The 24,086-nt window shown below is 40.1% G+C and carries 22 protein-coding genes; 19 read left to right on the plus strand and 3 right to left on the minus strand.

The window, feature by feature from the left end:
- The first annotated feature begins 202 nt into the window (after positions 1–202).
- Both ABDZ91_RS20765 and ABDZ91_RS20770 read left to right on the plus strand, forming a co-directional pair.
- Entirely contained in the window at positions 203–979 is a 777-nt protein-coding gene (locus tag ABDZ91_RS20765; RefSeq protein WP_343803584.1) for a TerC family protein, read from the plus strand.
- 102 nt (positions 980–1,081) lie between these two features.
- Positions 1,082–2,323: a CNNM domain-containing protein gene (locus ABDZ91_RS20770; protein ID WP_343803587.1), complete on the plus strand. Its 1,242-nt coding sequence runs from the start codon at positions 1,082–1,084 to the stop codon at positions 2,321–2,323.
- 116 nt (positions 2,324–2,439) lie between these two features.
- On the opposite strand, the gene proC is transcribed toward ABDZ91_RS20770, so the two are convergent.
- Positions 2,440–3,258, minus strand: a complete 819-nt coding sequence (gene proC, locus ABDZ91_RS20775) for a pyrroline-5-carboxylate reductase (RefSeq protein WP_343803590.1) — start codon at positions 3,256–3,258, stop codon at positions 2,440–2,442.
- Positions 3,259–3,664: 406 nt separating this feature from the next.
- On the opposite strand from proC, the gene ABDZ91_RS20780 reads away from it, so the two are divergent.
- The 5 genes from ABDZ91_RS20780 to ABDZ91_RS20800 all read left to right on the plus strand — a co-directional run bounded on the left by ABDZ91_RS20780 (position 3,665) and on the right by ABDZ91_RS20800 (position 8,013).
- Positions 3,665–4,603: an MBL fold metallo-hydrolase gene (locus ABDZ91_RS20780; protein WP_343803593.1), complete on the plus strand. Its 939-nt coding sequence runs from the start codon at positions 3,665–3,667 to the stop codon at positions 4,601–4,603.
- Positions 4,600–5,394 (plus strand): SDR family NAD(P)-dependent oxidoreductase, encoded by a 795-nt coding sequence (locus ABDZ91_RS20785; RefSeq protein WP_343803596.1) that lies wholly within the window; start codon positions 4,600–4,602, stop codon positions 5,392–5,394. The genes ABDZ91_RS20780 and ABDZ91_RS20785 overlap by 4 nt, the downstream gene beginning before the upstream one ends.
- Before the next feature lie 59 nt (positions 5,395–5,453).
- Positions 5,454–6,020 (plus strand): DUF3221 domain-containing protein, encoded by a 567-nt coding sequence (locus ABDZ91_RS20790; protein ID WP_343803598.1) that lies wholly within the window; start codon positions 5,454–5,456, stop codon positions 6,018–6,020.
- Positions 6,021–6,143: 123 nt separating this feature from the next.
- Positions 6,144–6,668 (plus strand): sigma-70 family RNA polymerase sigma factor, encoded by a 525-nt coding sequence (locus ABDZ91_RS20795; protein WP_343803601.1) that lies wholly within the window; start codon positions 6,144–6,146, stop codon positions 6,666–6,668.
- A complete protein-coding gene (locus ABDZ91_RS20800; protein WP_343803604.1) occupies positions 6,661–8,013 on the plus strand; it encodes a DUF4179 domain-containing protein in 1,353 nt (450 codons plus the stop codon). The genes ABDZ91_RS20795 and ABDZ91_RS20800 overlap by 8 nt, the downstream gene beginning before the upstream one ends.
- Before the next feature lie 237 nt (positions 8,014–8,250).
- On the opposite strand, the gene ABDZ91_RS20805 is transcribed toward ABDZ91_RS20800, so the two are convergent.
- Entirely contained in the window at positions 8,251–8,445 is a 195-nt protein-coding gene (locus ABDZ91_RS20805) for a YqzH family protein (protein ID WP_343804264.1), read from the minus strand.
- A 637-nt stretch (positions 8,446–9,082) separates the two neighbouring features.
- On the opposite strand from ABDZ91_RS20805, the gene ABDZ91_RS20810 reads away from it, so the two are divergent.
- The gene (locus tag ABDZ91_RS20810) at positions 9,083–10,342 is read left to right on the plus strand and encodes a Y-family DNA polymerase (protein ID WP_343804266.1); all 1,260 of its coding nucleotides are present in this window, start codon (positions 9,083–9,085) and stop codon (positions 10,340–10,342) included.
- A gap of 16 nt (positions 10,343–10,358) precedes the next feature.
- Positions 10,359–10,685, plus strand: a complete 327-nt coding sequence (locus tag ABDZ91_RS20815) for a YolD-like family protein (RefSeq protein WP_343803607.1) — start codon at positions 10,359–10,361, stop codon at positions 10,683–10,685.
- 57 nt (positions 10,686–10,742) lie between these two features.
- On the opposite strand, the gene ABDZ91_RS20820 is transcribed toward ABDZ91_RS20815, so the two are convergent.
- A complete protein-coding gene (locus ABDZ91_RS20820) occupies positions 10,743–10,955 on the minus strand; it encodes a CDGSH iron-sulfur domain-containing protein (RefSeq protein ID WP_343804269.1) in 213 nt (70 codons plus the stop codon).
- 147 nt (positions 10,956–11,102) lie between these two features.
- Here ABDZ91_RS20820 and ABDZ91_RS20825 point away from each other — a divergent pair, with 147 nt between their 5' ends.
- From ABDZ91_RS20825 to argH, 10 genes are all read left to right on the plus strand, one after another.
- The gene (locus ABDZ91_RS20825; protein WP_343803610.1) at positions 11,103–11,417 is read left to right on the plus strand and encodes an iron-sulfur cluster biosynthesis family protein; all 315 of its coding nucleotides are present in this window, start codon (positions 11,103–11,105) and stop codon (positions 11,415–11,417) included.
- Positions 11,418–11,647: 230 nt separating this feature from the next.
- On the plus strand, positions 11,648–12,697 hold the full coding sequence (gene argC / locus ABDZ91_RS20830) for an N-acetyl-gamma-glutamyl-phosphate reductase (RefSeq protein ID WP_343803613.1): 1,050 nt from the start codon (positions 11,648–11,650) through the stop codon (positions 12,695–12,697).
- Between the two features lie 23 nt (positions 12,698–12,720).
- The gene (gene argJ / locus ABDZ91_RS20835) at positions 12,721–13,947 is read left to right on the plus strand and encodes a bifunctional ornithine acetyltransferase/N-acetylglutamate synthase (RefSeq protein ID WP_343803616.1); all 1,227 of its coding nucleotides are present in this window, start codon (positions 12,721–12,723) and stop codon (positions 13,945–13,947) included.
- A 12-nt stretch (positions 13,948–13,959) separates the two neighbouring features.
- Positions 13,960–14,766 carry an acetylglutamate kinase gene (gene argB / locus ABDZ91_RS20840; RefSeq protein WP_343803619.1) on the plus strand — a complete coding sequence of 269 codons (807 nt, stop codon included), beginning with the start codon at positions 13,960–13,962 and terminating at the stop codon, positions 14,764–14,766.
- Positions 14,756–15,955 (plus strand): acetylornithine transaminase, encoded by a 1,200-nt coding sequence (gene argD, locus ABDZ91_RS20845; RefSeq protein WP_343803622.1) that lies wholly within the window; start codon positions 14,756–14,758, stop codon positions 15,953–15,955. Before argB ends, argD begins: the two co-directional genes overlap by 11 nt.
- 16 nt (positions 15,956–15,971) lie before the next feature.
- Entirely contained in the window at positions 15,972–17,054 is a 1,083-nt protein-coding gene (locus tag ABDZ91_RS20850; protein ID WP_343803625.1) for a carbamoyl phosphate synthase small subunit, read from the plus strand.
- Positions 17,041–20,283, plus strand: a complete 3,243-nt coding sequence (gene carB / locus ABDZ91_RS20855; protein ID WP_343803628.1) for a carbamoyl-phosphate synthase (glutamine-hydrolyzing) large subunit — start codon at positions 17,041–17,043, stop codon at positions 20,281–20,283. The genes ABDZ91_RS20850 and carB overlap by 14 nt, the downstream gene beginning before the upstream one ends.
- A gap of 2 nt (positions 20,284–20,285) precedes the next feature.
- Entirely contained in the window at positions 20,286–21,263 is a 978-nt protein-coding gene (gene argF / locus ABDZ91_RS20860) for an ornithine carbamoyltransferase (RefSeq protein WP_343803631.1), read from the plus strand.
- A gap of 82 nt (positions 21,264–21,345) precedes the next feature.
- Complete coding sequence (locus ABDZ91_RS20865; protein ID WP_343803634.1) at positions 21,346–22,581, plus strand: argininosuccinate synthase; 1,236 nt, start codon at positions 21,346–21,348, stop codon at positions 22,579–22,581.
- Positions 22,574–23,947 carry an argininosuccinate lyase gene (gene argH, locus ABDZ91_RS20870; protein WP_343803637.1) on the plus strand — a complete coding sequence of 458 codons (1,374 nt, stop codon included), beginning with the start codon at positions 22,574–22,576 and terminating at the stop codon, positions 23,945–23,947. Before ABDZ91_RS20865 ends, argH begins: the two co-directional genes overlap by 8 nt.
- Positions 23,948–24,086: the final 139 nt, after the last annotated feature.

Here is a 24,086-nt window from a genome sequence, read left to right on the forward strand (position 1 = left end):
TACCTTTTTAATAAAGGGGAGTAGCTGTTCAATAATAGTCGTCATTTCGGGATCATGATCCTCGGCTTTATTGGCAACCTGGACGTTGTTAGCGAGACCTTTACATTCAGTGTAGAGGTCTCGTTTTATTTTGGCCTTTACCTGATAGGTAAAGGTCATTTTTTATATAAATCTAGGTTGTCCAATTAAAGGAGGAAGTGAAATGGAATTATCTTTATTACTTGAATATGGTTGGGTATTACTTATCCTGATTGCTCTTGAAGGGTTACTCGCAGCTGATAATGCATTGGTGCTAGCCATCATGGTGAAGCATTTGCCAGAAGAGGAAAGAAAGAAGGCTTTATTTTACGGTTTAGCTGGAGCTTTTGTTTTAAGATTTGGTTCACTATTTGCTATCTCGTTTCTCGTTGATGTGTGGCAAGTTCAAGCTATCGGTGCCTTGTACCTCCTCTTTATTGCCATTAACCACATTTTCCGAAAGCTGGTTAAAAAGAAAGTGGAAGAGAATTCCTTGGAAAAACCGAAGAGTGGGTTTTGGGGAACTGTTCTTAAAGTGGAACTAGCTGATTTGGCATTTGCGGTAGATTCTATTTTAGCAGCAGTTGCTCTGGCAATGGCGTTACCTAATACATCACTCCCAGCGATTGGGGGATTAGATGGTGGTAAGTTTTTAGTTATTTTCGCGGGTGGGGTTATCGGTTTAATCATTATGCGTTTTGCTGCTAACATTTTTGTTGACTTACTACAAAAAAGACCGGGGCTTGAAATTGCTGCTTTTTGTATCGTAGGTTGGGTTGGCGTTAAGTTAGCTGTTTATACTTTGTCACATCCTGCACTTAGTGTATTACCAGAAAAATTTGCAAAATCTCCGGAATGGAAAATAAGCTTCTATGTGATATTAGTTCTAATTGCCGTAGTTGGTTGGATCACATCTAAGCCAAAGAAAGAAGAAGTTACGAATACTGGGATGAGCGCATAGTCTTTCATTTACACAAACCTAAATTTTGGGTATATTACTATAAAAGGATAGGAGGGGTCTACCTTCTCTTATCATACATAGTTTATATTGGAGGAAATTTTCTTGTTTATCGCGATTGCATTTTTTCTTTTAATGTCTTTTTTCCTATCGGGAAGTGAGACGGCATTAACGGCTATTAACAGAATGAAAGTTCAAACGAGGGCTGAACAAGGTGATGTGAAGTCCCAAAAAGTGTTAAAGCTAATTGAAAAACCAGATGTATTTATTACATCCATTTTAATTGGTAATAATATAGCGAATATTATGTTACCAACCCTTGTTACTATCATAGCTCTTGAATATGGGATCAACGTTGGAGTAGCTACTGGGGTATTAACAGTTGTACTGATCCTGTTTGCAGAGGTAATACCAAAGTCAATCGCAGCCACCTTTGCCGATAAAGTAGGGTACCTAGTTTCACCTGTAATCCGAGGCTTAGTTTTTGTTTTAAGGCCCATCACTTTTTTAATATCTGGGATTACAAGCGCTATCATTCGGATTTTATCTAAAGGTGAAATTACAGAAGCCACAATCTCTAAAGAGGAACTAAAGACAATGGTGGATATGGCTTCAAGTGAAGGTACATTTCATAGTGAAGAATCTCAACGGATTATTGGAGTCATTGACTTCTACAGTAAGGATGTAAGAGATGCCTTAAAAACTCCAAGGATTGACATTGAGGGCATTCCAATTGATTCAACTTATGAAGAAGCACGTGATATTGTGATGTCGAACAAATATACAAGGTATCCTGTATATAAAGAGGACATGGATAATATTGTGGGTGTGTTTCATTCTAAGCTACTTCTAGAATGGTCACTAGATGAAACACAAAAGCTAGAAGATTTCATTGATGATAGCCCTCTTTTCGTTGTTCAATCAACTTCCGTTCAAAAAGTGTTTACATTAATGCATAAAGAGAAAAAACATATTGCCATCGTATTGGACGAGTATGGTGGAACCATGGGCCTTATCACCCATGAAGATATTATTGAATCCATGATTGGTATGGAGATTGAAGATGAAACAGATGATGATGAAGTAATCATCGACGAACTAACTGATTCCCATATTGTTTGTCATGGTAAGCTAGCGATTCGTCGTTTAAATGAAGTCTTTAAGACTAAAATTCCAGAATCTGAAGATACGCTAGCTGGGTTTTTATTAAAAGAGCTTGGTCATCTTCCAGCAGAAGGGGAAACACTCGAATACCATCATCTACATTTTGAAATATTAGCGGTGGAAGACTTCACATTAAAACAGGTGAAGATCACGAAGAAAACCTATCAGCATTTAATGAGTTAGAACATGAGCTGTTAAGGCAATGTTAGGAAGGGACAGTACGGTTGTGACTGTCCCTTTATTCATGTATATAGAGCGAAATGAATGGGTCTGCTTAAAGTTCCCAATAAAACAGAAAGTTAAATTACCTGTTCCTTACCCAACCTCTTTGATTGCTCAGTTGCCTGTTTTACACAGCTCACAAATGCCTCTTTTACGTGCAAAGAATCCAATACTTTTAAACCAGCTTCTGTTGTACCACCTGGACTTGTTACCGCTTTTCGGAGGTCAGCAGGATTTCTTTTAGATGTGTTCAGCATTTCGCTTGCACCAAGCAATGTCTGAATAATAAAAGTTTTAGCAACTTCTTCATCAAGTCCTAATTCCTTAGCTGATTGCTCCAGCGCCTCCACGATATAATAAATATAAGCGGGACCACTTCCGGATAATCCAGTAATGGCATCCATCTTTTCTTCTTCAATAATAGCTGTGACACCAATGCTCGAAAATAACTGAACCACTTCGTCAAGCTCCATCGCTGAAACCTTCCCATTATGTGCTAAAGCAGTGGCAGACTTTCCAACAGATGCTGAAGTATTTGGCATGGCCCGAACAATTTTATATCCTTTTCCCAGCATGTTTGAAATAGATTGAATGGATATCCCGGCAAGAACTGAAACGAGAACAGATTCCTCTGAAAGGTATGGATGAATAGCGTTTAATCCAGCTTGAATATCTTTTGGTTTCATAGCAAGGATAATCATTTGAGCATCCTTTATTACAGTTTCTAAATCATAACTGGTTTGGACTTGGTATTTCTCTTGTAGGTATTCGAGTCTGTCGTGATTTTGTTTATTTGTGACAAAGAAGGAATCGGGAGAGACAAGACCCCTTTGTAAAACTCCTTCTATGATCGACTCGGCCATTGACCCGGCGCCAATACATGCGATCTTTTTCATCCTAATTCCTCCTTCATTTTTAATAAAATAAAAAAGCCCTCGTCCTAAATAAAGGACGAAAGCTTAGCTTCCGTGGTACCACCTTTGTTCTCTCAAAACGAGAGCAACTCACGTGCGGGTAACGACCGCCATACGTTCAGGTTGTCCTGAAACGCTCATAAGGTAGGTTCGAATAAACAGTGGACGGTGAAGTCTTTCAGCCCCATTGGACTTCACTCTCTTTCGTCATGTTACATCTACTGGCCTTCATCATTGCACGAAATATAGATAACGATATTATATGTGATTATGCAAAAATGTTGACTGATCTGTCAAGTTATTTTTACTCTTTCTCATGACAAAATGAAAATAGAAGGGTACAATAAAAATGAATGATTATTCATTTTTAGGAAGGTAGCTGACTATCTTGGAAAATTGGACAAATGGAATCGCACAAATCACACTTCCGACGCCTTTTGAAGTCGGAGATGTTCATGTATATTTAATAAAAGATGAAACGATTACGTTGGTTGATGCAGGTGCACTAACTGAAGTGGCTTGGCAGCAGTTTAAAGTTTCCCTAAAGAAGTTAGGGTTAACACCAGAAGATATTGATCAAATTGTACTGACTCATCACCACCCTGATCATGTGGGATTGGTTGATAAGTTGCCTAAATCAACGCCCGTACTTGCCCATCCAAATGCAGATAGATGGATTTTTCGAACAGAGGAATTTAAGACTCTTCATCGTGAAACATTTACGGAATGGTTTGAACACTTTGGAATCCCAGAAAAGTTCTCATTTTACTTAGACCTTTTATTAAGTCCCATGGATTATGCTTGTCAAAGAAAGCTCGATATCTCCTTAACCGAAGGAATGACTCTCCCTGGTCATCCAGAGTGGACGGTGTTAGAAACACCGGGGCATGCGACGAGCCATATTAGCTTGTTCCGAGAAAAAGACGGAATGTTAATGGGAGGAGACGTTCTTCTCCAGCACATTTCTTCTAATCCGATCTTGGAGCCTCCTCTACAAAAAGGAGGAGAACGCCATAAGCCTCTTGTCGACTACATCATAACACTTGAGCGATTAGCGGAACTTAATCCTACAACGGTATACCCTGGACATGGAGAAATCATGGATGGCGGAGTAGGAGAGCTTATACACAAAAGGCTGAAGGCTCAGGATGATCGGGCACATAAAGTCATGGAGATGTTAAAAGTAAAGGAGCACTTGAGTGTATTTGAAATCTGTAAGAAACTATTTCCTCATGCCTATAAAACGCAGTTGCCTCTTACCATTTCAGAAACAATTGGGCAGCTCGACTATATAGAATTTGTAAAAAATAGAGGTGTACAAAAATGAATCCTCGTCTAAAAGGAAAAAATGTCGTGATCACGGGAGCTTCCTCTGGAATAGGGGCCAAAATGGCACTCCTTTGTGCCAAAAGTGGAGCTAACGTCATTTTACTCGCCAGATCATTGGATAAGCTCGAAGTATTAAAGCAGGAAATAGAGAATCAATTCCCGGTGGCTGTTCACGTCTTTCGTTTAGATGTAAGTGACGTAAGTGAAATTCAAGCAGTATTTGCGAAGATCCTTCAAACGGTTTCTCACGTGGATGTTCTCATTAACAATGCTGGTTTTGGTATTTTTGATGAGGTGGAACATGCAAAGCTTGAGGATGCCAAAGCTATGTTTGATACAAATGTATTAGGGTTAATTGCCTGCACGAAAATGGTACTACCCGGTATGAAACAAAGAAAATCTGGCCACATCGTAAATATTGCCTCTATTGCTGGTAAATTAGCTACACCAAAGTCGAGTGTATACTCCGCCTCTAAACATGCGGTATTAGGCTTTACCAACAGTTTAAGGATGGAATTAGATGACGAAGGCATTTATGTTACAGCAGTTAACCCGGGTCCGATTGAAACGAACTTCTTCAACATTGCTGACGAAGGCGGGACATATGTGAAAAGCCTCCAAAAGTTCATGCTCTCAAGTGATGATGTAGCTGAGAAAGTAGTGGGTAGAATTTATACTCGTACAAGGGAAATCAATCTGCCTAGGTGGATGAATCTTGGAGATGTTTTTTACACTCTGTTTCCTAAGTTGTTTGAAAAAGTAGGTAAGAAGGCACTTTTTAAAAAATAATGTAACGTACTTTATTAACCCTCCGTCAAAATTAGTAAAGAGATAATGGAGGGTTTCTCATGTTTCAAAAGGGGTTTCTTTTCATGTTGGCTCTATTTTTATTAGCTGGTTGTGGGACAGCTTCATTGGATGATACATCTGGAGACAGCGGGGACACACCATTAAACTATCGGGATTCTGAAGCAACATTTATTACGGATATTCTAACAGAAGGCGAGAGTACCCGAGTCTTAGTCAAAGATATCATTTTCGGATTTGATGAAGAATCTGAAATTGTTAACGATCATGGGGAAAGTTTAAGTGTCAGTGATTTGGAGATCGGCATGCGTGTTGTAGCTGAATCGACTGGTCCCATTTTGGAATCGTATCCTGGACAGACGGGTGCGAAGAAAATCACTGTTCTAACGGACCAAGAGAGCGAAGTAGAAGCTGAAGTCATCCGACTGGTTGTAGCAGATATTGAAGAGGAAGGTTTGAATGGTTTTACGATTGTAAGAGAGTTCAAAGCAACGGATGAGGGCTATGAGATTGCAGTTGATGTTTCATCCGGATCTGAACCAAATCGAGTGTATACGTATAAAACAGAGACAAAGGAGCTTGAACTAAAGCCTGACGAAGTGGAATAATAGATATATGCTGAGGCCCGCTATTTAGCGGGTTTTTTAGATTTAATTTTTTTTATAAAAATAAAAACAAAAATGCATTCTCCGTGTCTAATAAATAGAACCGTTCAAAAGGGGAGAAATGAGATGAATACAAAAGCGCTCGTCAAAAGAGCTAAAAAAGGAGATGACGGCGCGTTCTATGAACTGATGCAGGCTGAAAAACAAAAGCTCTACAAAATGGCTATTCTGTATTTGAAAAATGAGGATGATGCTATTGAGGCTCTGCAAGAGGTGACATATCGCGCATACAAGTCGCTTTCAACATTAAAGAAACCACAATATTTTTCAACGTGGATTGTCCGAATTCTAATCAATTATTGCTTTACCCAACTGAAAGAGAGAAAAAGAATGTCTTATCATGATGAAATGACTACGATTTTGGGCGGTAAGAAAGACGCTGATAATTTAGACGTTTATGAAGCACTTGAAAAGCTTGATGGTAACCACCGTCAGGCCGTTACTCTTAAGTATCTTTATCAATTTAAAATCAAAGAAATTGCAGAGCTATTAGACTTTCCGGAGGGAACGGTAAAAACCTGGATTCATAAAGGATTAGAAGCGCTGCGAACTGAATTGGGTGAAAAGGAAGGAGGGGTCTATCGTGCATAGCCAAGAAGAGAAAAAATTGCAGGAATTACACCAAAAGATCAATCGTGCACCAGTTCCGGAAGACCGCTTAGACCAAGCTATATTGATGGGGATTCACCGTGGAAAAGCTGAGGTGCCAGATCGAAAAAAAGGTTTTAGCTGGAATTGGAAGGCTGGGGTTGCGCAGGTTGCGGTTATCATGTTGTTGTTTGTTCTTTCCGTGAAGTATTTTGACGGATTTGCTGATGTAGTAAGAGGCTTGCCTGGGATGGAGAATTTAGTTAATGAAATTCGTAATGAGCCAGCTCTTCAAGATGCGGTAGATAATGACTTCCTTCAGGAAATAGGGGTGTCAGATGAACATGATGGTGTGAAGGTTACAGTCCATTCTGTGTTGGCTGATGAAATGAGGATGATTGTGTTTTATTCGGTTGAGACGGAGCGGGAGTTTGAAAGCATAATATTGAATACATCATTGATTGATCAAGACGGGAATCCAATCGATTATGGGTTTACAAAAGGGATAAGTTCTATATTTGATCCTCATAAAAGAAAAGACGAACTCTACCGAATTGAATTCAATTTTACTGAGATAGATGTTCCTGAAAAATTCACCCTTGAAGCCACAATTGACGTTGGAAATTCATATGAGCAACAACTTGATGGGGGCTGGGAATTTCCAATTGAAATTAACAAAGACGTGTATGAAGGGAAGAAAAAGGAGTATGTGATAAATGAACCAATTGAAGTTGAGGGACAAAAGCTTACGGTCAATCAGGTTGTCATTTATCCTACTCAAACACTTGTTCAAATTTCAATTGATGAAAATAACACGAAACATATTTTTGGAATTGAAGATTTACGCTTAGTTGACGAGAATGGGGAAGTTTGGTCTGACAATCCCCTTACTCTTACTTCTAGTGGTGAAGATATTGTCACGTATTATATAGAGAGTAACTATTTCCATGAGCCTGAGCAGCTTTATTTACAGTTCTCAAAGCTAGCAGCGGTGGATAAAGATGAAATGAAGCTAGTGATCGATCCGGTTTCATTAGAAATTTTGGAAAGACCATCGGTTGGCCCGGAAATGTCTGTGGAGCGTGAAGGGGAAGAGTTATTGATTGCAGCTCACGATGTTCCGTCTGAGTTTAACCACTTCTACTTAGAATCGGCGATTGATTCAGAAGGAAATACTATCTTACCAGACAATCATCCTGGGATGGCTACCTCCGAAAACGGTGATACAAAAACCATTACGATGTTTATCCCATATAGTGAGAATGCTGCTGCACCAGGTACGATTACCATTCCAATTAGCAGTTTTCCTGCTTATATTTATGGCGAAGTAGATATTCCGCTGAACTAAACCTATTTTAATAAAACTCGTGTTTTCAATTGAATTGGAGGACACGGGTTTTTGTGTTGGGACCGGAAGGGGAGGGGGTGCAGTTTGATAGGGGAGAGGATTTTGCGGTGGGGAGGGGCTGATGAGAATAAGTGAGGGGGGGATATTGGATTAAAGCTGGCTATCCGAGCGTATTTCGGGGTTATCCGAGCGTATTTTCTTACCATCGGCGCATCTCCATATCCCTCTAACCGGTTCTTACATATTCGCATCATTCGTAATATATTCGTACACAACATCCTCCACCAATTCATAAATCTCATGCTCTGGGGTTTTAGCCTTCCTTTCCATTACTCGCTTATACATAACCTCATAATCGTCTACCCGAATGTCCCAGTCTTCTACACCTGAAGTATAGGGAATCAGAGCTTCTTCAAAATTTTGAACACTAATTTTTTCTCCAACTGTAACACCTCGTGGTTATTATACAAGTTTTTTGGGCGGTTAGGTGACGATTATTTGCGAAACCGGAAAACTAGTGCCCGTTTTGGATCGGTGACTGAAGAAACGGTAACTAAAGGCTATTACTAGTGCCCGTTTTGGATCGGTGACTGAAGAAACGGTAACTAAAGGCTATGACTAGTGCTCGTTTTGGATCGGTGATTGAAGAAACGGTAACTAAAGGCTATGACTAGTGCCCGTTTTGGATCGGTGACTGAAGAAACGGTAACTAAAGGCTATGACTAGTGCCCGTTTTGAGTCGGTGATTGAAGAAACGGTAACTAAAGCCTATGACTAGTGCCCGTTTTGAGTCAGTTACTGAAGAAACGGTAACTAAAGCCTGTGACTAGTGCCCGTTTTGAGTCAGTGAGCAAAGAAACGATAACTAAAGCCTGTGACTAGTGCCCGTTTTAATTCAATAAGCCAAGAAACGGTAACTACCCATGCCTACTGCTTATTACTTCTCAAAACTCCCCCTCATCCCCACTTCCCATAAAATTTCCATTGAAACCGAACGTATATTCTCCTACAATAATATATATAATAAAAACAGAACAAATGTTTGGTTATTTTTGGAGGATGAATGCAGATGGTCGATTACAGTAGTTTTCCGCGAAAGCAGATATTGTGTGTGGATATGAAAAGCTTCTATGCTAGTTGCTCGGCTGTCATGATGGGATTAGATCCTCTTACGTGTTATCTAGCGGTTGTGGGAGACATAGAACGCCAAGGGAGTGTTGTGTTGGCAGCTTCCCCCCGTTTGAAAAAAGATTTTCGGATAAAGACTGGGTGCCGGAGATTTGAAATTCCGAACGATCCGCGCATTCATGTGGTGGAGCCCAAGATGTCTACTTACCTTAGACTCTCCACTGAAATTACACGCCTTTTTCATCGCTATGTTCCGAAAGAATCGATTCATACGTACAGCGTGGATGAGAGTTTTCTGGAGTTGGATGGAGCAACAAACCTATGGGGGGACGCCCAAATCGTTGCTCAAAAAATTAAAGACGAAATCGAAAGGGAGTTTCAGCTTCCATGTGCGATTGGGATTGGTCCTAATATGCTTCTCTCTAAGCTGTGCCTAGATTTAGAGGCCAAAAAGAAAGGGGTTGCTGAATGGACCTATGAGGATGTAGAGAAAAAACTTTGGCCACTCAGTCCGTTAAGCGAAATGTGGGGGATCGGCCGAAGAGTAGAAAAGACACTTAACAACATGGGGATTTTTACAGTGGGCCAGTTAGCCCGTTACGATTTGGAGAAATTAGAAGCTAAATTTGGAATTATGGGAAACCAACTGTACTACCATGCTTGGGGAATCGACTTATCGGAAATTGGAGCACCCATTATGGAGGGGCAAGTGAGCTTTGGTAAAAGTCAAATTTTACTACGTGATTATACGGAAGAAGAAGAGGTGAAGAACGTTATATTAGAAATTTGCGAGGAGGTGGGCAGAAGAGCAAGGTCGAGCAAAATGGCAGGCCGAACCATCAGTCTTGGTGTTGGGTACAGCAAAGATGAGTTTGGAGGGGGCTTCCACCGCTCACGTTCTATTACGAATCCGACCAATATTACAATGGATATTTATCGTGTTTGTATGGAACTGTTCCATGAACATTACCAGAAAAAAACGGTTCGACAGCTGTCTGTTACGCTTTCAAACATCGTGCCAGATGAAAGTATGCAGCTCAATTTGTTTGACCCGGAATTACCGAAGCGGCGGGAACTTGGTTATGTGATGGATAAAATTCGCTATCGACATGGCTCAAGAGCATTACTCAGAGCTGTTTCCTATACACCAGGTGGAACGGCTGTGTATCGTTCTAAGCTAGTTGGTGGCCACAAGTCATAAAGGAAGGAAGAGAGGTATGCTTAGAGACCGAGGACGAATCAAATGGACATCGATGATGCTGCCTGAACACGTTAAGCTTTTGCGTGAATGGGCAGAAGAGGATAAATATGAGACGGCTAGAGAGTTTGATGAGCAAGAGCTAGAAGAAATGAATCAGCTGTTAGAAGAGGCGATTTTAACCGAACATCCGGTTACTCTTACGTATTTTAAAAATCGCCAATATAAAATGGTTACTGGCTGGATTCATAAAGTAGACCCGTATCAGCAGACTCTTCATATAAAAAGTGAAGACGGGGAAAACGTGCAAATTCCATTTTTGTATTTAGATCACATTGAACTATAAAAATGACAAAAAGGTGATTCTCCACACAATGAAGAATCACCTTTACCTTTCAGCGTATTATAAAACCTTCTCAGCTCTTACACAGGAATCAAAGTTCCCTTTATGAGTCCCATCACAAAATGGTTTATTTTTAGAAAGTCCACAACGACAAAGAGAGAAAGCTTTTTTCGTTTCGAACTTGTTTCCTTCTGCATCAACAAGCTCGACAAGATCCCCACCTGTCACACGAAGTGATCCGTTATCATTTACTTTAATAACAACTTTTTCCACCTTTTCTTCCACAATTATCAATCCCCTCTAATATTTTCTATATTTATGATAGTACAGGAGAACGGCCATCTTTTGCAAGGTTATCCATCCGTTGTTTTCATACATATGAGGATAGATGGTACAATAGACGGGAGAGGAGTCGATTTAATGAATATTACCATCACAGAAAGAGCTGGGTTAGAAATTGGAAAACGCGTGAACGTCAAACAGGAAACTCTCCGTTTACTTTATGATACAGAAGGTTGTGGATGTGCCGTAAGTGGTGTCCCGACTTTATATAAAGAGAAAAGTCAACCAAAGGATAGGCAAGCGCAAACGAATACGAATGTTAACATTTATTATAATCCTCAACACGAAGTATTTTTAGGTACGGAGCTCATTATTGATTTCTCCGAAAAAGCCAATACGTTTCAATTAAAAACGCCAAACGAAATGCTAAGTCCACGAATGAGACTAATATAAGGAAAAATGCCAGTGATCAACCAATCACTGGCATTTTTTATGCTTATCCTTAGCGGAGAAGTGAAGCGATTATGCATGACGCTGAATAATTATGACTATAAAACAACCCCTTGAGATATAAAACCCCTATCATTTGAACTATTTTTAATAATAATTAAAATTTTCTATATATATTATTGTATAAAAATACATTAACAGTTATAATCATTCAATAATAAATGCTTTAGGGAGTGGAAGAACATATGAAAGCGGCCATTGTTGGCGGAACCGGATATAGTGCAGTGGAACTCATTCGGCTATTACATCACCACCCTTATGTAGAAATTGAAACGATTGTTTCTCATTCCACAGCAGGGCAAGAGATGGATACCGTCTATCCACATTTAACTCAAATCATTCAACAACCATTGGATCAATTAGATGTTGATCAAATTAGTAATAAGGTCGATGTCGTATTTTTTGCGACGCCATCAGGAGTAAGTAAAGGTTATGTACCGCATTTCTTAGAACGCGGAGTTGCTTGTATCGACCTTTCTGGTGATTTTCGCTTGGAATCTCCAATTGAATACGAACAATGGTACAAAAAGTCAGCTGCGGAAGAAAAATACTTAAACCAAGCTGTATACGGATTGAGTGAAGTGTATCAGAACGAAATAAAGGAATCTAAACTGATTGCCAATCCGGGCTGTTATCCAACCGCTACTCTTTTAGGGCTACTTCCTGCTATTCAAAACCATCTAATCGACTATCAATCTATTATTATAGACGCGAAATCCGGAGTATCAGGAGCAGGAAGAAGCCAGTCTTTAGCAACACATTATGCTGAAGTAAATGAAAATCTTAAGGCCTATAAAATGGGAGCACATCAACATATCCCGGAGATTGAACAAATGCTAAAAGTCGAAAGTGGGTCAGACCTGCAAATTACATTCACTACACATCTTGTTCCCATGACAAGAGGCATTATGGCAACGATTTATGCCCCTCTAAAAGCGCAAATAAAAACGGCTGATGTCATTCATCTTTATAAAGAATTCTATGAAAAGCATCCCTTTATCAGAGTTAGGAATGAAGGCGAATTTCCAGCAACGAAAGAGGTGTATGGAAGTAATTATTGTGATATTGGCCTTTATGCAGACGACAGAACTGGAAGACTAACGGTCGTATCTGTGATTGATAATTTAGTAAAAGGAGCAGCGGGGCAGGCGATACAAAACTTAAACATTATGAATGGCTGGGATGTCCAGACAGGATTAACGAATTTGCCGATTTATCCATAACACTTACGAGAGGAAGTTTCAAAATGCAAACCATTGAAAAGAAAAAGATAATGGTCGTTGAAGGTGGGGGAGTAACGACTCCAAAAGGTTTTAAGGCAGGAGGGTTACATTGCGGGATTAAAAGAAAACGATTAGACCTAGGATTTATTTCATCCGTGGTTCCCGCCACGGCAGCTGGAGTGTATACGACCAATCTCTTTCAGGCGGCTCCGTTAATGGTTACCCAAGAAAGCATTGATAAGGAGCATAAAATTCAAGCACTCCTTGTCAATTCGGGTAATGCGAATTCATGCACAGGTGAACAAGGTTTACAAGATGCTTATGACATGCAGAGACTGTTTGCAGAGAAAATGGGGGTTCCCAACCATTATGTAGCTGTTACATCTACTGGAGTAATTGGCGTACCGTTACCTATGGATAAAATGAAGGCTGGGATTGAAAAGAGTCTGGAGAAAGAGAATGAAGGGGTTATTCGCTTTGAACAAGCGATTTTAACAACAGATACTGGAGTGAAAAATGTCTGTGTCCAGCTTGAAATAGATGGAGAAGTCGTAACAATCGGAGGAGCAGCGAAAGGCTCGGGAATGATTCATCCGAATATGGCTACGATGCTAGGGTTTATTACAACAGATGCTCAAATTGATCATACGACTTTAACCGAAGTTCTAAAAGAAGTGACCAATCAAACGTTTAACATGATTACAGTCGATGGGGACACTAGTACAAACGATATGGTGCTTGTTATGGCAAATGGCGAGGCAAAAAATAAACCCATAACAAATAACCATCCACAATGGTCCTTGTTTGTAGAAGCATTTCAAATGGTTTCAGAAAGCTTAGCAAAGCAAATTGCCCGTGATGGTGAAGGAGCAACGAAACTAATAGAGGTTCAGGTTGAAGGGGCCATAGACGATGAGGCGGCTCGAGGTATTAGTAAATCCATTATTTCATCAAATTTAGTGAAAACAGCCATCTACGGAACAGACCCAAACTGGGGACGAATCGTGTGCGCCATCGGATATAGTGGTGAAAAGCTAAATCCAACTCATGTCACCGTAAAATTGGGACCGATAACGGTGGTGGAAAAAGGGCTACCTTTCGCTTTTGATGAAGAAGAGGCTAAGACGTATCTACAGCAGGAAAACATCCATATTTTTGTTGATCTTCATCAAGGTGAAGGAAAAGCAACGGCTTGGGGATGCGATTTAACCTATGACTACGTCAAAATCAACGCATCTTACCGGACATGAGGAGGGAGTAAAGTGAAGTACCTTGTCATTAAATGTGGGGGAAGTGTTCTAGAAAAGCTCCCTGCTCTCTTTTTTAGGGATATTATCCAACTCCAACAAGGTGGGGAATGGCAACCGATTATTGTGCATGGTGGAGGTCCACTTATTTCAACATTATTAACGAAATTAGGGATTCCGACAAAGTTTGTAAACGGCCTACGTGTTACGACGGAAGAAGTATTAGATATTGTTGAGATGGTGTTAAGTGGTTCTGTTAATAAACAAATTGTAAGACAGATAACAAAACAAGGCGGTCGTGCGTACGGTATAAGCGGTGTCGATGGAGGTCTTTTACAAACAACACCTGTTCATAATGCGGATGAAATAGGTTTTGTAGGAAATGTCTGTAACGTGAACAAAACGATGATTGAAGAGATTGTCAAATCAGAGTACATTCCCGTTATTTCACCAGTTGGAATGGATCTAGAGGGACAGCGTTACAACGTCAATGGAGATATGGCTGCAGCCGCCATTGCAAGCTCACTACAAGCTACCTTATGTATGGTTAGTGATATCCCAGGCATCTATACAGTGGTGGAAGGGAAACAACAGCTTCTTAATCAAGCAACCCAAACTGATATAGAGAACATGATTTCTCAAGAAATAATCAAGGGTGGAATGATTCCAAAAGTAAGGTCTGCTATTGATGCTCTTACCGCAAATGTCCCAGAAGTTGTGATTCTGAATGGGGTGGATACAAGTAGTTTGATTGATTTTACCCTAGGAAAAGAAATTGGGACCAAAATTCTGCTAAATAAGGAGAGTCACTATGCTAGCTAGTTCAAGCGATTCCTTAAAGGTTTCCGCTTTAATACCTACTTATAATAGATTTCCTTTAACCATTGTAAAGGGGAAAGGAAGCTTTGTATGGGATGAAGCAGGGGAAAAGTATTTAGATTTCACGTCTGGAATTGCTACCTGTAATTTAGGACATATTCCAGAACCAGTCAAAATGAAATTGGTGGAGCAATTACTAACGCTTTGGCACTGCTCGAATCTATATCACATTCCGAAGCAAGAAAAGTTAGCTAGTTTACTAGTAAAACAAAGCTTCGGAGATCAAGTGTTTTTTTGTAATAGCGGTGCAGAAGCCAATGAAGCTGCTATTAAACTAGCGCGAAGCTATGCCCAAAAAGAATGGGGTTCGGAAAAGTATGAAATTGTAACCTTTACCCAGTCCTTTCATGGTCGAACTTTAGCAACTTTATCAGCAACCGGACAGGAAAAAATTCAACAAGGATTTGCTCCTCTCGTTCCAGGATTCCGCTACTTACCTTTTAACGATATGGAGGCACTTAACTCCCTTGTATCAGACAATACCTGTGCGGTTTTATTAGAGCTGATTCAAGGAGAAGGTGGCGTTATACCAGCCAATCCGGAATGGGTCAAAAAACTTGACCAAATATGTAAAGAGAACGACCTTTTACTCATGGTTGATGAAATACAAACAGGAATGGGAAGAACAGGGAGCCTGTTTGCCTATCAACAATATGACATAGAGCCAGATGTCATGAGTTTAGCAAAAGGTTTAGGCTCTGGTTTTCCAATCGGTGCAATTGTAGCAAATGAAAAAGCAGCTAAAGGCTTTCAACCTGGAAGTCATGGCAGTACCTTTGGAGGAAATCCGTTAGCCGTTACAGCAGGAATCGCGACAATAGAGCAAATGATTCAATCAGACTTTATGAACACGGTAAAAGAGCTCGGTACTTATTTAAGTGAAAAACTAAAAGAATTAAAACAGACATGTTCACAAATTGAAGACATTCGTGGAAAGGGTTTGCTTCAAGGAATTGTTATTCCGAAAAAGGCAGGTCAAGTCGTTGAAAAGGCTCGTGAACAAAAAGTGTTATTACTAACGGCTGGGCCAGATGTGGTCAGGATTCTTCCTCCCCTAACCACAAGCCAAGAGGAAATCGATGACCTCATAGCCGTTTTGGAATCCATTTTCAAATATTCACTTACAGATTGATAGGAGGCGCAGCTACGTGACAAAAGGATATTTGATACTGGAAACAGGTGAAATATTTGAAGGGACTCTCATTGGCTCCGAAAAGCAAGTAACGGGAGAAGTTGTATTTAACACCAGTATGACAGGCTATCAAGAAATCATTACAGATCCCTCTTATGCTGGGCAAATATTAGTTTTTTGCTATCCGATCATTGGAAATTATGGAGTCAATGTATTTGACAATGAAAGTAAACAACCTTTCCTTTCAGGGGTTATTATTGGAGACCATTGTGAAAAGCCAAGTCACTACCAAGCCGTTAACAGTTTGTCCAACCAGTTAAAACAGGCTGGCATTGCAGGGTTAACTTGGGTTGATACGCGAGCATTGGTCCGAGTTATTCGTGATAAAGGCACGGTAAAAGGTGTCATTTCAGATGACCTTTCTCATGCTACCCCAAAATTAGAGAGCTATGAACCAACCTTTTGGGTAAAGGTAGTATCAACAAAGAAAGAAAAGTATTATCCAAACAATGGACCACATGTCGTTCTGATAGATTTTGGATATAAAAAATCCATTCTTACCGCTCTATTGGATGCGGGTTGCGCCGTTACAGTCGTTCCCTACCATTACACCTATCAACAGGTGTGCAACCTCCAACCAGATGGTGTGGTTCTAAGTAATGGACCAGGAGACCCGATGGAATTAAAGGATAGATTCCAAGATATAAAGAAAATGACAACACGGTTTCCTTCACTAGGTATTTGTCTTGGACATCAGTTAATTGCTCTTGCCTACGGTGCGAAAACGGAAAAATTAAAATTTGGACACCGGGGTGGAAATCATGCTGTCAAAGAAATCGAGACTGGTAAGGTTCGCATGACCTCACAAAATCACAGTTATGTTGTCGTTAATGACAGTATTGATTCGAATGTTTTTGCTATCACTTTTCGTAACGTGAATGATCAAACGGTAGAGGGTCTGAGACATCTAAAGTACCCAATCCAATCCGTCCAATTTCATCCGGAAGCTCATCCTGGACCAAGTGATACTGCCCATATTTTTAATAGATTTATTGAACAACTTATAGCATTAGGAGAAATCAGCTATGCCGTTAAATAAGGAACTAAAAAAAGTATTAGTGATTGGGTCGGGCCCTATTGTTATTGGGCAGGCAGCCGAATTTGATTATGCAGGTACACAGGCATGTCTAGCTTTAAAGGAAGAAGGAATCGAAGTTATTCTTGTGAACAATAATCCTGCAACTATCATGACTGACGAAACCATTGCAGATAAAGTGTATATGGAACCTTTAACTCTTCCATTTCTGGAAGAAATCATCAAAAAAGAAAAGCCAGATGGGTTAATTGGAACGCTAGGTGGTCAAACCGGTTTAAATGCAACCGTTCAGCTCCATGAGAATGGAATTTTACAAAAATACGGAGTTCAAATCCTCGGTAGTTCTGTTGATTCTATCCAAAAAGGAGAAGACCGAGAGAAATTTCGAAACTTAATGCTTGAAATTGGAGAACCTATCCCGGAATCTAAAATCATTGAATGCTACGAAGATGGCTTGAACTTCGTTAATGAAATCGGGTATCCCGTCATTATTCGGCCAGCCTATACGCTTGGAGGGGCGGGTGGTGGTTTTGCACATTCAGAAGAAGAGCTAGAAATGATTCTGAAAAAAGGATTATCAGCAAGTCCCATACACCAGGTACTAGTTGAAAAGAGTATAAAAGGCTGGAAAGAAATTGAATACGAAGTCATGAGAGATGCTAATGACACGTGTATCATTGTTTGCAACATGGAAAACATGGACCCGGTTGGTGTTCATACGGGTGATTCAATAGTTGTAGCACCTTCTCAGACTCTGACAGACGTCCAGCACCAAATGCTCAGAGATGCTTCACTGAAAGTAATCCGTTCTCTTGGAATTATAGGGGGCTGTAACATTCAATTCGCTTTGGATCCTGCTTCGAATCAATATTATATTATCGAGGTTAATCCGCGGGTTAGTCGATCCTCGGCACTGGCTTCGAAAGCTACGGGCTACCCGATTGCGCGTATCGCTGCAAAATGTGCAGTCGGTTATAATCTCGATGAAATACTGAATCCGATAACAGGGTCTACGTTTGCATCATTCGAACCAGCATTAGATTATATTGTCGTCAAATTACCTAGATTTCCATTTGATAAATTTCCAGAAGCAGACCGGACGTTAGGGACACAGATGAAAGCCACTGGTGAAGTCATGGCATTAGATCGTTCGTTCGAGGGTGCTCTAAATAAAGCCATTCGCTCCCTCGAAATGGGTGTGTATGGGCTAAATCTAATGGGAATGGAAAAATTAGAAGACACAACTCTTCATACTCTTCTTCAAACAGTGACTGATACCAGATTGTTCGCGATAGCAGAAGCCATTAGGCGTGGAATAAGTTTGAAGGTCATTCATACTGACACCCAGATAGACTATTGGTTCTTAGAGAAACTCAAGGGGATCGTGGAGTTGGAAAAAGAAATATCGATTCATTCGATTGGTTCTCTTCCGGATTTATTGTGGATGAAAGCAAAACGGTTCAATATCAGCGACCTTAGACTAGCAGACCTTTTAGAATCAACAGAAAAAATGGTTCGAGAAAAAATAAAAGCAATGGGGTTAAAGCCAGGCTATAAATTAGTAGATACATGTGCTGCAGAATTTGATGCAGTAACACCCTACTATTATTCTACCTGGCAAGGCGAGGATGAAGTAGAGCCGACAAACCGTAAGAAAATCGCGGTGATTGGTTCCGGTCCCATTCGAATTGGGCAAGGAGTAGAGTTTGATTATTGCTCGGTTCATGCAACCTTGGCCGTTAAAGAATTAGGATATGAAGCGGTTGTCATTAACAATAATCCTGAAACTGTTAGTACGGATTATTCCATAGCCGATTCATTATATTTTGAACCATTAACAACCGAGGATGTACTGTATGTACTGGAAAAAGAGAAGGTAGAAGGAGTCCTCATCCAATTTGGTGGGCAAACAGCTATCAATCTCGCACATTCTCTAAAAGAAGAAGGGGTTCAAGTTCTGGGGACGTCAGTAGAAGCTATTGACCAGCTAGAGGATCGTGAGCAGTTTTATCAACTATTACAAAAGTTAGAGATTCCTCATATTGAGGGAGAATCTGCTAGTCAACCAGAACAACTTGTACACATAGCAAATAAATTAGGCTATCCAGTGTTGGTCCGGCCATCGTATGTCATCGGTGGACAATCGATGTTTATTTTCTATAAGGAAGAAAATCTGCTTCAATATACTGATCAACTAAGCTTGACCCAGAATGAAAAAATGTGGCCATTATTAGTTGATAAATACGTTGCTGGTATGGAATGTGAAGTGGATGTCATTAGTGATGGGAAGGATATCGTCATCCCAGGAATCTTTGAACATATTGAAGCATCAGGTGTTCATTCCGGGGATAGTACGGCCATCTTTCCACCAGTAATGTTGTCTAAACAACAGAAAGAAATCATTGTGGAATATGCAAAGAGAATTGCTAAGGAAAGCTCCATAATGGGCATCATGAACATTCAATATGTGATTTCACAGGAGACGATATACGTTTTAGAAGTAAATCCAAGGGCATCTAGAACGGTACCGATTATAAGTAAAATAACCAATATACCATTAGTAAAATGGGCTACGTCTGTTCAACTAGGAACAAAACTAAGAAATGTCACGAAAGAAATAGGGTTAATCCAGGAACCATCCTTCTATTCAGTAAAGTTTCCGGTATTTTCGGCAGCAAAACTGAAAGGTGTAGACCATGCTGTCGGTCCAGAGATGAAATCTACAGGGGAAGTGCTAGGAATAGGAGAAACGCTAGAGGAAGCTCTAAATAAAGCAATGTTTTACGATGGCAATCATCCTCAGCAGTCTATTAGTGAAAAGCCATATATCTTCTGTTCCATTGCCGATGAGTATAAAGAAGAATGCCTATCTATCATTAAAGAGTTGGTAGTCGGAAAAGGCTACCGAGTAGTTGCAACACCGGGGACGTATGATTTCTTGAAGAAATCAGGGATAACACCATTGCCGATTGTAAAAGAGAATCAGAACCTAGATACTTTTTGGAAACAAGGAAAAATAGGGGCCGTTTTAAATATTCCTACAGGTGGTCGTAACTGGGGTACTGCAGGTTTTTATATTCGAGAACTATCGATTCGGTATCAGGTACCATTGTATACAAGCTTGCAAACCTTTGAAGCAGCATTCCGAATAGAACCCACATGGAAAAAGAAAGTTCGGTCGATGAATGAGTATCCAAACAGGAATCAGAATCTAATGAGTAGTGAGGTGTAAAGATGAATAGTCATCTTAAAGTATTGAAAAGTGAAGTAAACACTCAAAGATTACCAAGGGATTTTCTAACTCTTTCCGATTTTAGTTCAAGTGACATTATGAATCTACTTACGGAAGCATTGGCTATAAAAGACATGCAAAAGAAAGGCATTCCACACCCCTTCTTAAAGGGAAAGGTGTTAGGGATGATTTTCGAAAAATCCTCTACTCGTACGAGAGTTTCTTTCGAAGTTGGGATGCTTCAACTGGGGGGGCATGCGATTTTCCTAAGTTCTAAGGATATACAGCTAGGGCGCGGTGAAACCGTAGCGGACACAGCAAAGGTTTTATCCCGTTACGTTGATGGAATTATGGTCAGAACATATGGCCATGACCAGTTAGAAGAGTTTGCAGAGAATGCTACCATTCCTGTTATTAACGGATTAACAGATTTACATCATCCAACACAAGTTCTGGCAGATCTTCTAACCATACTTGAACATAAAGGAGAGTTGAAAGGGTTAAAAATGTGTTATATCGGGGACGGCAACAATAATATGACACACTCCCTCATGGAAGGTGCTTCAAAAGTTGGAATGCATGTCAGTGTAGCCTGTCCTAAAGGATATGAGCCGAACTCACTTATAACAGCAAAAGCGACGGAAGTGGCTAATCTCTCTGGGTGTACTATTACTGTGACGCATGATCCCTTTGATGCCATTCAGGACGCAGATGTTGTGGTTACAGATGTCTGGGCGAGTATGGGGATGGAAGAAGAAGCAGAAAGAAGGTTAAAAGATTTTGTTCCTTACCAAGTGAACAGTGAATTATGTCAGCACGCAAAATCTGACTTTATATTTCTTCATTGTTTGCCGGCACATCGCGGTGAAGAAGTAACCGCAGATATTTTGGATGGACCTCACTCTGTTGTTTTTGATGAAGCTGAAAACCGCTTACATGCACAAAAGGCTATCTTAAAAGCATTACTCGGAAACGGGTAATAGAATTTTTTTGTTGAATTATGTATAAAAATACAATACAATAAATAATAATTCATACCTTAACAAACGGAGAGTGACTACATTGAGTAAAGAAAAAATTGTTCTCGCCTATTCAGGTGGGCTAGATACTTCAGTTTCAGTTAAATGGATTCAGGAAAAATACGGATATGACGTGATTGCATTAGGTCTAGATGTTGGAGAAGGTAAAGATTTAGAAGCTATTAAAAACAAAGCACTCCAAGTTGGAGCGATCAAGGCTTATATGATTGATGCAAAAGAGCTTTTAGCGAAGGAATATATTCTGCCTGCTCTTAAAGCTAATACGTTGTACGAAGGGAAATATCCACTTTCCTCGGCCTTGTCACGCCCACTTATTTCAAAGCTTTTAGTTGAAGTAGCTGAAAAGGAAGGTGCGGTAGCCGTTGCACATGGTTGTACTGGAAAAGGGAATGACCAAGTAAGGTTTGAAGTATCCATTCAAGCTTTGAACCCTGATTTAAAAGTCGTTGCACCTGTTAGAGAATGGGGGATGACTCGTGATGAAGAGATTGAGTATGCCGAGAAAAACGGGATTCCTATTCCAGTAGATTTAGATAATCCATTTTCAATTGATGCAAATATTTGGGGACGTGCTTGTGAAGCGGGAGTCCTAGAAAACCCATGGACAGAAGCACCAGAAGCAGCCTTTGATTGGACGAATCCAATCGAATTAACACCAGATGAAGCAGAGTATATTGAAATTGATTTTGATAAAGGTGTTCCCGTTGCACTAAACGGTGAAAAGATGGACCTAGTTCCTTTAATTGAGAAATTAAATGAACTAGGTGGAAAGCATGGAGTCGGTAGAATTGATCATATAGAAAATAGATTAGTAGGGATCAAGTCTCGTGAAGTCTATGAAAATCCAGCAGCTTTAATTCTGATTAACGCTCATAAAGAACTTGAATTTTTAACATTACCAAGAGAAATTACTCAATTCAAAACTCAAGTTGAGCAGCAAATGGCCAAGATTGTTTATGACGGACTTTGGTATTCACCACTTCGTACTGCATTAGAGGCATTTGTAGAGGAAACACAGAAAACGGTAACAGGTAAAATCCGAGTGAAACTGCATAAAGGAACTCATTTCGTTGTGGGACGTCAATCTCCATATAGCTTGTACAATGAAGAGCTAGCAACGTATTCCAAGGGTGATGCGTTTGACCATAATGCCGCAGTTGGTTTTATTAAATTATGGGGTCTTACGACAAAAGTGTATTCTCAGGTAAATGGGGAGAAAAAAGAAGAAATACTCATTGGAGGGTCAACAAATGTCTAAACTTTGGGGCGGAAGATTTACAAAGGAAACAAACAAACTAGTAGAAGAATTCACAGCATCGATTTCCTTTGATCAAAAGCTTGCACTCCAGGATATTGAAGGAAGTTTAGCACATGTTCAAATGCTAGGTGAATGTGAGATCATTCCGGTTGAAGATGTGGAGAAGATTAAGCAAGGTTTATTGGATATTAAACAAATGGTTTTGGCTGGTGAGCTAGAGTTCTCTGTTGAACATGAAGATATCCATATGAATATTGAAAAGCAGCTGATTGATTTAATCGGTCCTGTTGGAGGTAAGCTTCACACAGGAAGAAGCCGAAATGATCAGGTTGCGACGGATATGCATTTATATTTGAAGGGAAAAACAGAAGAGTTGATAGGCTTAGTCGAAGCGGTGCAATCCGCTTTGCTAGCACAGGCAAAAGAAAACGTAGAAACGTTGATTCCTGGATACACGCATTTACAACGTGCACAGCCTGTTTCATTTGCTCATCATTTGTTAGCGTATTTCTGGATGTTTGAGCGAGATAAGGAGCGTTTGCAGGATAGTTTGAAGCGTGTGAACTGGTCTCCACTTGGAGCGGGTGCACTTGCAGGAACCACTTTCCCAATTAACCGGGAGCGTACGGCAGAGCTTTTAGGTTTTGAAAAAGTGTACCCAAATAGTATGGATGCGGTAAGCGACCGGGACTTTATAGTAGAGTTCTTATCCATTGCATCATTACTGATGACTCATATTTCGAGGCTATCTGAGGAACTCGTCATCTGGTCAAGCCAGGAGTTCCAGTTTATTGAACTAGATGATTCTTTCTGTACAGGATCCAGTATTATGCCACAGAAGAAAAACCCAGATGTACCGGAATTACTTAGAGCCAAAACAGGTCGAGTGTACGGGAATTTAATAGGGTTACTGACTGTTTTAAAGGGCTTACCTTTGGCATACAACAAGGATATGCAGGAAGACAAAGAAGGTATGTTTGATACAGTAGAAACGTTGGAGGGCTCATTAAAGCTACTTGCCCCGATGATGGATACGATGACGGTTAAAAAAGAAAACATGAAACAAGCTGTACAGCAGGATTTTTCAAATGCTACGGACATTGCCGATTATCTGGTAACAAAGGGAATTGCGTTTAGAGAAGCCCATGAAGTGATTGGGAAGATTGTGTTGTATGCGATTCAAGAGAAAAAGTATCTGCTAGATTTGACGATGGCAGAATATAAACAGTTCAGTTCGTTGTTTGAGGAAGATATCTTTGAAGTGTTGGCTCCTGAACATGTAATGGGAGCACGGAAAAGCTTTGGAGGAACCTCGCCGGAGCAGGTGAAGGTTCAGATTGGAATGGCGGAAGAAACTTTAACGTAGGAAATTAAGTAGCCTTGGGTTTCCGGGAGTTTTGTGGAAAAAATCCCCAAAAAACTCTCGAAAATCAAAGTTTCTAAGAGTTTTATGTTAAAAATATCCAGAAAACTCTCGGAAAGTTGCAGTATTGCAAACCATTATG

The sequence above is a fragment of the Bacillus carboniphilus genome (assembly GCF_039522365.1).
In the GTDB taxonomy this organism is placed as follows: Bacteria; Bacillota; Bacilli; order Bacillales; family JC228; genus Bacillus_BF; species Bacillus_BF carboniphilus.

Coding starts and splice junctions, on each gene's coding strand:
- argF (WP_343803631.1), top strand. CDS start 20,286: ATGAATAGTCATCTTAAAGTATTGAAAAGTGAAGTAAACACTCAAAGA.
- proC (WP_343803590.1), bottom strand. CDS start 3,258: ATGAAAAAGATCGCATGTATTGGCGCCGGGTCAATGGCCGAGTCGATC.
- argJ (WP_343803616.1), top strand. CDS start 12,721: ATGCAAACCATTGAAAAGAAAAAGATAATGGTCGTTGAAGGTGGGGGA.
- carB (WP_343803628.1), top strand. CDS start 17,041: ATGCCGTTAAATAAGGAACTAAAAAAAGTATTAGTGATTGGGTCGGGC.
- ABDZ91_RS20795 (WP_343803601.1), top strand. CDS start 6,144: ATGAATACAAAAGCGCTCGTCAAAAGAGCTAAAAAAGGAGATGACGGC.
- ABDZ91_RS20825 (WP_343803610.1), top strand. CDS start 11,103: ATGAATATTACCATCACAGAAAGAGCTGGGTTAGAAATTGGAAAACGC.
- argD (WP_343803622.1), top strand. CDS start 14,756: ATGCTAGCTAGTTCAAGCGATTCCTTAAAGGTTTCCGCTTTAATACCT.
- argH (WP_343803637.1), top strand. CDS start 22,574: ATGTCTAAACTTTGGGGCGGAAGATTTACAAAGGAAACAAACAAACTA.
- ABDZ91_RS20815 (WP_343803607.1), top strand. CDS start 10,359: ATGCTTAGAGACCGAGGACGAATCAAATGGACATCGATGATGCTGCCT.
- ABDZ91_RS20810 (WP_343804266.1), top strand. CDS start 9,083: ATGGTCGATTACAGTAGTTTTCCGCGAAAGCAGATATTGTGTGTGGAT.
- ABDZ91_RS20790 (WP_343803598.1), top strand. CDS start 5,454: ATGTTTCAAAAGGGGTTTCTTTTCATGTTGGCTCTATTTTTATTAGCT.
- ABDZ91_RS20785 (WP_343803596.1), top strand. CDS start 4,600: ATGAATCCTCGTCTAAAAGGAAAAAATGTCGTGATCACGGGAGCTTCC.
- ABDZ91_RS20765 (WP_343803584.1), top strand. CDS start 203: ATGGAATTATCTTTATTACTTGAATATGGTTGGGTATTACTTATCCTG.